The sequence below is a fragment of the Longimicrobium sp. genome, assembly GCF_036399255.1.
In the GTDB taxonomy this organism is placed as follows: Bacteria; Gemmatimonadota; Gemmatimonadetes; order Longimicrobiales; family Longimicrobiaceae; genus Longimicrobium.
Map to the genome: position 1 here is coordinate 1 of NZ_DASWNM010000049.1, position 11,878 is coordinate 11,878.

Annotated in this window: 10 protein-coding genes; 5 read left to right on the forward strand and 5 right to left on the reverse strand. The window is 70.0% G+C overall.

Annotated features, from left to right (window positions below; genetic code table 11):
- The first annotated feature begins 256 nt into the window (after positions 1-256).
- The 3 genes from VGC13_RS08305 to VGC13_RS08315 all read left to right on the forward strand — a co-directional run bounded on the left by VGC13_RS08305 (position 257) and on the right by VGC13_RS08315 (position 3,409).
- Positions 257-652, forward strand: coding sequence for a DUF6036 family nucleotidyltransferase (locus VGC13_RS08305; RefSeq protein WP_331124768.1), 396 nt, complete (start codon positions 257-259; stop codon positions 650-652).
- Between the two features lie 280 nt (positions 653-932).
- On the forward strand, positions 933-1,964 hold the full coding sequence (locus VGC13_RS08310; RefSeq protein WP_331124769.1) for an HD domain-containing phosphohydrolase: 1,032 nt from the start codon (positions 933-935) through the stop codon (positions 1,962-1,964).
- An 80-nt stretch (positions 1,965-2,044) separates the two neighbouring features.
- Positions 2,045-3,409 (forward strand): sigma-54 dependent transcriptional regulator, encoded by a 1,365-nt coding sequence (locus tag VGC13_RS08315; RefSeq protein ID WP_331124770.1) that lies wholly within the window; start codon positions 2,045-2,047, stop codon positions 3,407-3,409.
- A gap of 461 nt (positions 3,410-3,870) precedes the next feature.
- Here the strand turns inward: VGC13_RS08315 and VGC13_RS08320 are convergent, their stop codons facing one another.
- The 4 genes from VGC13_RS08320 to VGC13_RS08335 all read right to left on the reverse strand — a co-directional run bounded on the left by VGC13_RS08320 (position 3,871) and on the right by VGC13_RS08335 (position 9,433).
- The gene (locus VGC13_RS08320) at positions 3,871-4,872 is read right to left on the reverse strand and encodes an HD-GYP domain-containing protein (protein WP_331124771.1); all 1,002 of its coding nucleotides are present in this window, start codon (positions 4,870-4,872) and stop codon (positions 3,871-3,873) included.
- Between the two features lie 345 nt (positions 4,873-5,217).
- Positions 5,218-6,798 carry a hypothetical protein gene (locus VGC13_RS08325; RefSeq protein WP_331124772.1) on the reverse strand — a complete coding sequence of 527 codons (1,581 nt, stop codon included), beginning with the start codon at positions 6,796-6,798 and terminating at the stop codon, positions 5,218-5,220.
- A gap of 509 nt (positions 6,799-7,307) precedes the next feature.
- Entirely contained in the window at positions 7,308-8,315 is a 1,008-nt protein-coding gene (locus tag VGC13_RS08330) for an HD-GYP domain-containing protein (RefSeq protein WP_331124773.1), read from the reverse strand.
- 527 nt (positions 8,316-8,842) lie between these two features.
- A complete protein-coding gene (locus VGC13_RS08335; RefSeq protein WP_331124774.1) occupies positions 8,843-9,433 on the reverse strand; it encodes an inorganic diphosphatase in 591 nt (196 codons plus the stop codon).
- A gap of 550 nt (positions 9,434-9,983) precedes the next feature.
- Here VGC13_RS08335 and VGC13_RS08340 point away from each other — a divergent pair.
- Positions 9,984-10,853, forward strand: coding sequence for a deoxyribonuclease IV (locus VGC13_RS08340; protein WP_331124775.1), 870 nt, complete (start codon positions 9,984-9,986; stop codon positions 10,851-10,853).
- A gap of 360 nt (positions 10,854-11,213) precedes the next feature.
- Here VGC13_RS08340 and VGC13_RS08345 read toward each other — a convergent pair whose 3' ends face one another.
- On the reverse strand, positions 11,214-11,366 hold the full coding sequence (locus VGC13_RS08345) for a hypothetical protein (protein WP_331124776.1): 153 nt from the start codon (positions 11,364-11,366) through the stop codon (positions 11,214-11,216).
- 130 nt (positions 11,367-11,496) lie between these two features.
- Between VGC13_RS08345 and VGC13_RS08350 the strand changes: the two genes are divergently transcribed.
- A complete protein-coding gene (locus VGC13_RS08350; RefSeq protein WP_331124777.1) occupies positions 11,497-11,847 on the forward strand; it encodes a hypothetical protein in 351 nt (116 codons plus the stop codon).
- Positions 11,848-11,878 lie beyond the last annotated feature (31 nt).

Here is an 11,878-nt window from a genome sequence, read left to right on the forward strand (position 1 = left end):
CAGCAGAACGACGGGGCTGGTCCCGTGCCCTGATCTGGCCCCTGCGCCACCGAAACGAGGTCCTTCGGTCGCGCGCAATCCGTAGTGTGGCTTCTGGTTGGACGTGGTGCGCTCCCTCAGGAAGTCACCGCTTCGTTATGGGTTTGAGGTTTAGCAACACCCTCTCAGGAAGTCATCGCTTCTTTGTAAGGTTAGGGGTTTAGCAACACCCTCAGGCCATCCTGGGCGAGCACCCCGATGCCCCGCTGCCCTGCGCATGTCGGTGGAAGCCGACATCGCGCCCGAGCGCGTGATCGACATCGACGGCGTGCTGGGGGAGCTGTCGATGTTCCACGAGACGCACGACTTCTACGTCCACGGCGTACCCATCGAAAGCGCCACCCTGCCGCACCGGTGGGAGGACCGGACCTACAAGCTGCAGAACGCCAACACGCTCCGCTTCATCGGGTGGTGCGTGGAAGGGCACGACCTTGCCGCCAGCAAGCTGGCCGCGTTCCGGGACAAGGACCGCGACTTCGTGCGGGTGCTGCTGGTGGAGGGGCTGATCGACGCGGACGTGCTGCTGGAGCGCATCGAGACGATGGAGCTGGAGCCCGAGCTGCGCGACCGCATGGTCCGCTGGACGGGCGCCATCGCGGCGGAGCTGGACTGAGCCGGATCGCTCGAAGCGGGTGCCGGTGCCCGGATTCCGGACACGCCGTCGAATCACTGATCCTACCGGGGTTTATCGCGCCGGACCGCTCTGGCTGTACGAAAAGTACGCAGGGTGCCGGCGCGTCTCGCATTCCCAGTCTTCCCCCTGCGATCCCGGTGTGGACAGGGATCGAGCCCCGTCGCGGGCCGGGGAACGGGGTTCGCCATCGCGCGTGGGTTCCGGCCGCCCGGCGAACCTCTTCCCGCGGCGGCGTTCGACCCCCTGCATCGAGGCGTACGTGACCACCACCCTGCAGCCGCGCATTCTGGCGGCCGACGACGACGCGTCCGCCCTGAAGGTGCTGGAGAAGATCCTGTCGCGCGCCGGGTTCGGCGACATCCGCACCACGACGAACGGACACGAGGTGCCGGCGCTGTTCCAGGAGCACGCGCCGGACCTGGTGCTGCTGGACCTGCACCTGGGCTGCCTGGAGGCGCCCGACATCATGCGGTGGCTGCACCCCCTGATCCCGGCGGGCGCGTACCTGCCCATCCTGGTGGTGAGCGGCGACCTGACGGAGGAGGCGCGCGTGGGCGCCCTGGCGGCGGGCGCGGCCGACTTCATCCGCAAGCCCTACGGCCCGGCAGAGGCGGTGCTGCGCGTAAAGAACCACCTGCACACGCGCAGCCTGCACCTGGCCGTCGCGCGGCAGAACGAGGAGCTGGAGCAGAAGGTCCAGGCGCGCACGCGCGAGCTGGAGGAAACCGCCTGGGAGGTGCTGGAGCGGCTGGCCCGCGCCGCCGAGCTGCGCGACGACGACACGGGGATGCACACCCGCCGCGTGGGCGAGCTTTCGGCCCGCATCGCCGCGGCCATGGGGATGGAAGCGGACGAGGTGGAGATGATTCGCCGCACGGCGCCGCTGCACGACCTGGGCAAGGTGGGCATTCCCGACGGCGTGCTGCTGAAGGCGGGGCGGCTGACGGACGCCGAGCGGGAGCTGATGCAGCGCCACACGGAGATCGGCGCGCAGATCCTGGCCGCCGGCCGCTCGCGGATGGTGCGGATGGCCGAGGAGATCGCCCGCGCCCACCACGAGCGCTGGGACGGGACGGGCTATCCGCGGCGGACGGCGGGCGAGGACATTCCCCTGGCGGCGCGCATCGTGGCGCTGGCCGACTTCTACGACGCGCTCTCCAGCGACCGGCCGTACCGCGCCGCCTGGCCCCGCGAACGGGTGGTAGAGGAGATCCTGGACGGGCGGGGAACCCACTTCGACCCCTGCGTGGTGGACGCATTCGTGCGCAGAGTGCTCCCCGCGATGGGGTGAGAGGCACCGACCGCTGGCATCAACGGCACCGGGGCGCAATCTTACTGGCGCACTTCGTCCGCCAATCCATAAAATAGCCGATGCCGCGATCCATCCTGATCATCGACGACGATCCCGGAGTCCTGGGCGTCCTGAGCAAGTACTTCCAGCGCAAGGGCTGGGAGGTGTCTTCGGCCGCCAGCGGCGAGGACGGCGTGCGCGTGTACGAGGCGCAGCGGCCGGACGTGTGCGTGCTGGACCTGGACCTGCCGGGGCTTTCGGGGCGCGACATCCTGGACATCCTGGTGGCGCGCGGCGCCGCGGTGGTCATGCTGACGGGCCACGCCGAGGTGGAGGTGGCGGTGGACGCCATGCAGTCCGGCGCGGAGACCTTTCTTACCAAGCCCGTCAACTTTGCCCACCTTGAGGCGGCGGTGGAGCGCGCCGCCGAAAAGGTGGAGCTTCGCCGCACCAACGAGCTGCTGGCGCGCTCCATGGCCGAGCGCACGGAGGCCGGCGGGCTGGGCGCCTCGCCCATGATGCGCGATCTGGCCCGGCAGGTGGACCTGCTGTCCGGCTCGGGCGAGACCACGGCGCTGCTGCTGGGCGAAAGCGGCACGGGCAAGAGCTTCATCGCGCAGATGATCCACGCCCGCAGCCCCCGGGCGCGCGGCCCGTTCGTGGAGATCAACTGCGCGGGGCTGCAGGCCACCTTTCTTGACTCGGAGCTCTTTGGCCACGAGCGCGGCGCCTTTACCGACGCCAAGGAGATGAAGCGGGGCCTGTTCGAGGTGGCGGACCGGGGGACGCTGTTCCTGGACGAGATCGGCGACCTGGCGCCGGAGCTGCAGCCCAAGCTGTTGAAGGTGCTGGAGACGCGCAGCTTTCGCCGGCTGGGCGGCACCCGCGAGCTGCAGGTGGACGTGCGGCTGGTGGCGGCCACCAACCGCGACCTGGAGGCGGAGGTGCGCGCCGGCCGCTTTCGCGAAGACCTGTTCTACCGCCTGGCGGTGTTTCCGCTGACGGTGCCGCCGCTGCGCGAGCGCTCGCGCGAGGACGTGCTGGAGCTGGCGCACCGCTTTCTGCGCGAGATCGGGCAGCGGCACCGCAACTCGCCCACGGATCTTTCGCCCAAGGCGCTGGAGGTGCTGGCGGGGTACGCGTGGCCGGGCAACGTGCGCGAGCTCAAGAACGTGCTGGAGCGGGCGCTGGTGCTGGCGACGGGGGCGGAGCGCATCGAGCCGGAGCACCTGCCGCCGGGGCTCAAGGCCTCCGGCGCCCCCCGTGCCTCGCGCGACGAGCCTTCCATCGTGACGCTGGAGGAGGTGGAGCGGCGGCACATCGAGCGCACGCTGTTCCTGCTGGGCGGCAACCGCACCGCCGCCGCGGACAAGCTGGGGATCTCGCGCAGCACGCTGCACACGAAGATCCAGCAGTACGGGCTGGAGGCGGTGGGGCGGGGGTGAAGGGGTGGCGGGGTGGCGGGGTGGCGGGGTGGCGGGGTGAAGGGGTGAAGGGGTGAAGGGGTGAAGGGGTGAAGGGGTGAAGGGGTGAAGGGGTGAAGGGGTGAAGGGGTGAAGGGGCCTCCGCTCGGTAGATTGCAAAAACCTCGGACTCAGCGGAGTCCGAGGCCTTTTGCTATTCCACAGCCTGCAAGGGCGAATGAATTCGCTGCAACGACCACACGAAGCCCGCCTTCGCGGACTGGCGGGCTCCTGGAAACGGAGGGTGCGGTGCGCGCCTGGACCTCTTGGCGGGTCGGCCGCTCCGATCGCGAGCAGGCGAAGCCCCGTTCGGCAAGCGTAGCGAGCCGAGACGGGGCTTATGGCCTTTCTAGCCGCGGGCTTTAGCCCGTGGCGGGCGGCGGGCCACGGAACCTGGCGCGTCGCACCCGCCCACCCGCCCACCCGTTCACCCCTTCACCCGCTCACCTCGGCAGTACGCGCATCAGCGTGGACACGGCCTGCGGATGGAACCGCGTGCCGGCGCCGGCGCGCAGGAAGGGCTCCCAGTAGTTGCGGGGCAGCGCCTGGCGGTACGAGCGCTCCGACGTCATGGCATCCCACGCGTCCACCACGCGCAGCACGCCGATCAGCAGGAACTCGGGGGCCACGGGCGACACCTCGCCGGCCAGGTCGCAGTGGTCCGTCATCTGGTGCTCGATCAGCGGCGCCAGGGCACGAAGCGTGGGGACTCCGCGCACGATTCCCGCGCCCACCTTCGTGTGCGAGCGGATGCGCTCCAGCTCTTCGGCGGTCAGCGGCGTGGTCTTCTGCAGCAGCTCCAGCGGCACCGACATCTTGCCGATCTCGTGCAGGATGGCGGCCTGCGCCAGCATCTCGGTCTGCTCGTCGGGCAGGTGCAGCGCCACGGCCACCTTGCGGCACGTCTCCGACACCCGCTCGCAGTGCCCGTGCATGAAGTGGTCGCGCGCGGCGATGGTCAGCGCCAGCGCCTGCACCATCTCGGCACGCGCATCCACCACCTCGCGCTTCAGCCGGTCCATCGACCGCCACACCTCGGCGCGCAGGGTGCGGAACTCGGCCTCCATGCGGGTGAGCGCCTCGTCCACGGTGCGGCGCACGGCGTCGGGCGCAAAGGGGCGGGGGAGCACGGCAAAGCGCTCCTGGGCGGCCGCGGGACGGGCGCGGGGGTCCACCGGCGCGCCCGGCTCGGTCACCACCACGTGCGCGCCGGCGCGGTTCAGCTCGCGAAAGCGGCGAACGTAGCCAATCCCCTCCAGCGACCGCTCGCTTCCCATGTCGCTGATCACCACGTCGGGCACCATTCCGTCCGCCAGCACCTTCATGGCCTCTCGTCCGTCCGGGACCACGCTCGACAGGTGGCGGCCGGCCCGGATGACGGGCTCGAGCTCGGCGACGACTTCGGCCCGGTCGCTCACGATGAGGATGCGTCCACTCAGCAGCATGATTTTGTCTTCGGGTTGATTGAATGAGGGATTGTGACTGCGGATCTTCAGACCAGCGAGCCGGCGAACGCGGCCGCCGCGAAGGTCGCCACGGTGGCGAACGCCTGGAGCACGGGGCGCACACGTGCGGCGAGGGTCTGGGTCTTTGCGTAGCTGCGGCGGCTCATCGTTCTGTCTCCTGTCGCTCGTTGAATCGGTAGATCTGCTTCGGTTGATCGACTTCGATGGATCTGCTTCGGTGGATCGGCTTCGTTGGATCGGTCGGTTCAATGGACCCGGATCGGTCGATTCCGATCGATCCGGTTCGCTCTGGTCACCCCTTCACCCCTTCACCCCTTCACCCGCTCACCGCACCCGGGCGATCATCCAGCGCGCATCCGGGGTGCTGCTGACGGCGCTGAGCGTGCTCTCGGCGCGGGCGCCGCGGACGCGGACGTAGAAGCTGCCGCCGGCCACCTGCGTCACCGCCGCGCGCTCGCCGGCCCCGGCGCGCACCTCGGCGGCGGGCTTCCAGCCGTAGCGGGCGTCGTCGCTGCCCACGCCGTAGTAGTTGGGGTTGGCCAGCACCGTGTTGGGCGTGCGGTCGTCCGCGGCCTGCGAGGCGGTCCACAGGAGCACGGCCGAGGCGGCGTCCCACGTGGCGCCGAGCCGGGCGCGCATCCGCTCCACCAGCCCGGCCTGCGCGCCGCCGTCGCCGTCCGCGCCGTACCACCCCGCCACGGCGCCGCGCGACACCTCGGCCATCGCCGCCTCGGGCGACATCCCCGCGCCGATCAGGCGGCCCTGCAGGTCGCGCAGCAGGCTGCTGGCGTCGTAGTAGCCCCAGCTCAGCCGCCCCTTGGCGTCCGCCGGCTCCAGGGCAAAGATGACGCTGGCGTGCGACGGCTGCAGGTGCTCGGTCCACTTCCAGTTGCTGCCGAAGCCCACGTTCAGAAAGCGGCGCACCAGGTCCATGGCCACGAAGTCGGCCCCGCCCTCCACGCTCCACCCCGGGGCGGCGGCGATGGATCCGGCGTTCGCCTCGTGCATCCAGGCCGCCTGCCAGGCGTGCGTCAGCTCGTGGCCCAGCACCTTCACGCGGAAGCTGGCGTGGTCGTACATCTCGTAGCCCTCGCCCTTGCCGGGGCGCAGGTTCAGGTTCAGCCACACGAAGCTCGAGACGCCCGACGCGTCCTGGCGGTGCCACGTGGCGCCGGCGCCGCGCGCCGGGTCCCACGCGGTCGCCAGCACCAGCAGCTGGCCGGAGCCCGCGGTGGTGGGGACGGTGCCCGAGAAGGTGGACTGCAGAAGCGGAACGCCGCGCTGCGCCAGGAACTGCAGCGCCTCTTCGGCCTGGTCCAGCACCTTGCCGGCGCCGGCCTCGTCGCTCTCCACCACCGCCAGGGCGAACTTGCCGCCCACGATGCGGACCACGCGCGCCTGCACCGGGGCGCTTCCCTCCAGCGGCTTCACCATGAAGCGCTCGCCCTCGCGCCACGCCGTCTGCCGCGAGTGCGGGTCCGCCGGGTCCACCGCCGCCGCCTGGCTGAAGACGACGTCCGCCGCCCGCGCGCTTCCCGCCGGCGCCGCCGGGCGGGCGGAGACGCTCTGCGAGCCGCCGCGCGTGGCGTCGGCCACCGTGTACTGCGGATCGGCCAGCGCCGAGGCCGCCTGCCCGGCCCGCGAAGCTTCCAGCGCCCGTGCGTCGTAGCCGGCCAGCGCGTACTCGGCCCCGTCGCCGGCCGACAGGCGGAAGCAGGCGGCCTCGGCGGCCGTCAGCGCCCGCGTCTCGCCCGGGGCCAGCGACACCGTGGCGGCGGCCGTGCACGCCGGCCGCGCGGTGTCGTCCACGGCGGTCGGCGGCGTGGAGCCGGACCCGCCGCCGCTGCAGGCAGCAAGGCTGGCGGCGGTCGAGAGCATCAGGGCGAAGGGGCGCATGGAAGGCATTGCGGGGGCTCCGGTCGGGCGGGTTCGTCATCATCTGCCCGCGAGCCTCACTCGTCGCGGGACGGCCTGCCCATAGGCGAGCATCGTTCCGGCCTCGAGCGCCACATCCAAGTGCTTGCTGGTCAATGAGTTGTGCGTGATTCGGGTGCCCGCGGAGGAGGCGGAAACGTGTTCGGATTCCGAACAGCGGCAGATGCATGCCGCGCATCGGCATGCGCAGATCAGCAGGTAGTTGCTGGGGTTTTCCGGCGCGGTGTTCGGAATCCGAACAGATCAGGAGGCGGATCTTACGCGCGAGCGAAATCCGGTCGGTTCGACTCCCGGGCACTCCAAAAGAATGATCTCACACGGAGGACGCAGAGAAACAACTCCGCGTCCTCTGCGTCTTCCATGTGAGACCGTTCTTTTTCGTTTACCGGGGATGGAGACGTGCCGTAAAAGGAGCGGGCTCCTGCGCCAGACGGCGAGGAGCCCGAGATCCCGATCCGAACCATCCACGTCTTTTCATCTCACGCACTCTCGTGCTCCGGCACCGCGCGCAGCAGCGCGTCGACAGCCTGGGGGTGAAAGCGCGTGCCGGCGCCGGCGCGCAGGAACTGCTCCCAGTACGCGCGCGGCATGGCGGGGCGGTAGGAGCGGGCGCTGTTCATGGCGTCCCACACGTCGACCACGCGCAGGATGCCGATGAGCAGGAACTCCGGGGACGCCGGCGAGAGGTGGTTCGACAGCTCGGCGTAGTCCGTCATGTGGCGCTCGATGAGCGGCGCCAGGCGGCGCAGGCTGCTGACGCCGCGGACGATGTCGGCGCCCACGCGCGGGTGGCTGCGGATGCGCTCCAACTCGTCGGCCGTGAGCGGCTCCGTCTTCTGCAGCAGCTCCACCGGCACCGAGATCTTGCCGATCTCGTGCAGCCGCGCCGCCTGCATCAGCAGCCGCGTGTCGTCGTCGCTGATGTGCAGCGCCAGGGCGACGGTGCGGCATCCCTCCGCCACGCGGTCGCAGTGCCCCTGCATGTAGCGGTCGCGCGCGGCGATGGTCATCGCCAGCGCCTGCACCATCTCGCCCCGGGCGTCGGCCACTTCGCGCCGCAGCCGGTCCATCGACCGCCACACCTCGGACCGCAGCGCGCGAAAGTCCTCCTCCACGCGGCTGATGGCGCCTTCCAGCGTGGCGCGTACGTCGTCCGGGCGAAAGGGGCGGGGGAGCACGGCGAAGCGGTCGGGCTGCGCGGATCCGCTCGCGCCGGTGAACGGCGCCCCGGGCTCGGTGACCACCAGGTGCGCGCCCGTGCGGTTGAGCTGGCGAAAGCGCTGCACGTAGCTGATGCCGTTGAACGACCGCTCGCATCCCAGGTCGCTGATCACCACGTCGGGCACCATGCCGTCGTCCAGCATCAGCATGGCCTCCTCGCCGTCGGGCACCACGCTGGGCAGGTGGTCGCCGGCCCTGATGATGGGCTCCAGCTCCGCCACCACCTCCCGGCGGTTACTGACGATGAGGACGCGCCCGCTGATCATTGGCTCGGCTTTCGTGGTTCGCGAGTCGGGAGGGCGAGACGATCAGACCAGGGCGCCGGCCCAGGCGGCCGCGGCGCAGGTGGCCACGACGGCGATGGCGTTCAGCACGGGGCGGATGCGGGCGGTCAGGGACTGGGTGCGGGCGTAGTCGCGACGGCTCATGGCTGGATCTCCTTGTGTCGGGGAAACCGGTTTCTTCTTCGTCTTCCGCGGACGCGGCGTCCGGGCTGTTCCTGGCGCGGTGGAAGGCGAAGACCGTTCCCGTTCAGAGGAGCGCACGTAATCGGTTGATGGATATGGACCTATGCTGATTTTTGCCTTTGTCCCGGCGGGCTGGAAAGTGTTTGGATTTCGGACGCTTGCATGCCGCGTGATCGCCGATGTCACCGCATCCTCATCGTAGACAAGGAGATAGGAAGAGGTGTTCGAGAATCGTACGAATTTGACCGCGCCTGGAGGGGTGACGAAAAAGGCCCGGCGTGCGGCCGGGCCTTCTCTCAACAGCGGATCATCTACTTCGCACGCGTCTACAGTTCGTGGCCCGTGCGGTCGGCGGCGGCCTGTCTGGCGATGCGGGAGACGTTCTGGGCCTGGCGCTTGACGGCGTAGCGGGCCATGGCCTCGATGATGGTGGTGCGGGCGCTCTTCTCGTCCTCCCAGCCCATGGGCTGCACGCGGACGTGCTCCAGGTCCTTGTAGATGCTGAAGAAGTGCTCCACCTCGCGCAGGTAGTGCGGCGCCACGTCGTCAAGGCCGCGGTACTCATCGTACAGCGGATCGCGGGCGGGGACGCAGAGCACCTTTTCGTCCATCTCGTCGCGGTCCGTCATGCGAAAGATGCCGATGGGGCGCACCTCGATGACGCACCCGGGAAAGGTGGGCACCGTGGTCATCACCAGCGCGTCCAGCGGGTCGTCGTCCTGGGCGTAGGTCTGGGGGAAGAAGCCGTAGTCGCCGGGATAGTGCACCGAGCTGTAGAGCAGCCGGTCCAGCTTGAACATGCCGGTCTGCTTGTCGAGCTCGTACTTGTTGCGGCTGCCGCGGGGGATCTCCACCACCACGTTCATCCGCGCGGGGGCGTCGGGACCGGCTTCCAGCTCGTGCCAGGGATGGAACATCAGAACTCCGTCACGGGTCGCGAAATCGTCGATAGTCGGATTGGTTGCGGCGGCGCGTACGCCGTCGCGTGCGGGAAGAATCTACCACCGCAATTCCCCCGCTGACACCCCCGAGAGGCGCCCGCCGACTCGCTCGAACGTCCGTTCTGGAAAGGGGTTAGGCCCCGCCGGGTCCGCAGTGATGAGCGGGTAAACCCGCCGCTGGGAAAGCGAGAAGCCCCGTCCCGGCTCGCCAAGGCTCGCCAGACGAGGCTTCAACCGCAAACGGTTCGACTTGTGTCTGCCTACCAGGAAGCTTTCCGCGAATGGAGAGGCCTGCCCACGCGAGAAGGCGAAGCCCCGTTCGGCGACGCGTGAGCGGCGCCGAGACGGGGCTTGTCGCAGTTCCAGCAGCGGGTTCACCCGCTCATCTTGCGGGGCTCTCCGTTCTGGGCTCGTATTCCACTCCCGCACTCCCGCACTCCCGCACTCCCGCACTTTCGCACTTGGCCCCGGTCGTCTACCTTGGGCGCTTCCGCATCCAAACGCCCGCTCCGGAAGGAAGACCGCAGTGCTGCTGGGAGCCCACGTCTCCACCGCCGGGGGGTGCCGCAACGCCCCCGCGCGCGCCGCCGACATCGGCGCCGTCGCCATCCAGGTGTTCACCAAGCAGCCCAACCGCTGGGCCGAGGTGCAGCTGTCCACCGACGAGTGCCTGGCCTTTCGGCTGGGGCTGGCGGAGCACGGCGTGGCGTACGCCAACGCGCACGACAGCTACCTCATCAACCTGGCCACGCCCGACCCGCTGCTGCTGGACCGCTCGTACGCCGCCTTTGCCGCGGAGCTGCGGCGGGCGAACGAGCTGGGGCTGGACGCGCTGGTCACGCACCCCGGCAACGCCACCGACGGCGACGTCCCCCGCGGGCTCGCGCAGAACGCCGACATGATCGGCCGGGCGCTGGAGGAAGTGGGCGGAGCGGCGATGGTGCTGCTGGAGACGACCGCGGGCGCCGGAAAGGTGCTGGGCTCGCGCTTCGAGGAGCTGGCGGAGATGATCGAACGCATCCCCCCGCACGTGCGGGAGCGCGTGGGCGTGTGCGTGGACACCTGCCACGTGTACGCCGCCGGCTACGACCTGCGGGAGGATTACGACGGGGTCATCAACCAGCTGGCGGACGTCATCGGCCTGCACCGCGTGCGCCTGTTCCACCTGAACGATTCGGCGACCGCGTTCGCCAGCCGTCGCGACCGCCACGCCGCCATCGGCGAAGGCTCGCTGGGTGACGAGCCGTTCCGCCGGCTGATGAACGACCCGCGCTTTACCGCCGTCCCCATGGTGCTCGAGACGCCCAAGGAGCATCCCGACAACGTCAAGGACCTTGTGACGCTCGATCGGCAGAACCTGGCGCGGCTGCGGGGATACGTGGGGGTGACGGGGTGAACGGGTGAACGGGTGAACGGGTGAACGGGGGGGGCACGCGGGGATCCGTGCCGCGCGGTCGCCATGGGCTAAAGCCCGCGGCTGGAAAGGCCATAAGCCCCGTCTCGGCTCGCTAGCGCTCGCCGAACGGGGCTTCACCTGCTCGCGTCCGGAGCGCCGGCCCGCCAGGAAGGCCCGGGGCGCGCACCGCACCCTCCGTTTCTCCGGAGCCGCCAGCCCGCGAAGGCGGGCTTCGTGTGGTTGTTGCAGCGAATTCATTCGCCATTACGCAGACTGCAGGGATAACAAAGGCCTCGGACTCTCATGAGCCCGAGGCCTTTTGCATCCACCCTGCGGCGGCCTCTTCACCCCATCACCCCATCACCCCATCACCAACGGCATCGTCACCGCCGCCTCCAGCCCGCCGCCCTCCACCGGATTCAGCTCCAGCGCGCCCGCGTCTCCGTAGAGATGCCCCAGGCGGCTGCGGATGTTGCGCAGGCCCACGCCGGTCCTGGCCAGCAGTAGCAGCACCCGGCCCGCCGTTGCCGCCTGTCCCCTATTCCCTATTCCCTATTCCCTATTCCCTATTCCCTATTCCCTATTCCCTATTCCCTATTCCCTTCCGGAACCCGCCCCCACGGCACGGTGTAAGCCGCCCCACATGAACGGCATCCACCGACCCTCGCGTGCGCGGCGCTTTACGCTGCTGTTCGGGATGCTGCTGCACCTGCTGGGTGCGGTGGCCATCCCGTTCCACGCGTGGTCGCCGGTGGACGGGGGCGGCGACGTCGCCTTCGTCGCGGAGCGGCACGATGAAGGATCGTCGCTGCCGCCGCACGACGAGCTGCACTGCGTGCTGTGCCATGCGGCCGGCTCGCTGGCGCTTCCCGCCGCCGGCGCCGAGCTGCCGCTGGCGCAGGCCGAAGCCCGGGCGGAAACGCCCGCGGCCTCGCACGCGCTCCCCTTCCGCCCGTCCTCCCCCGCGCGGGCCCGCGCACCGCCACACGCCTGAATCCGCCGCGTCCGCGGCAAACCAAACGTAC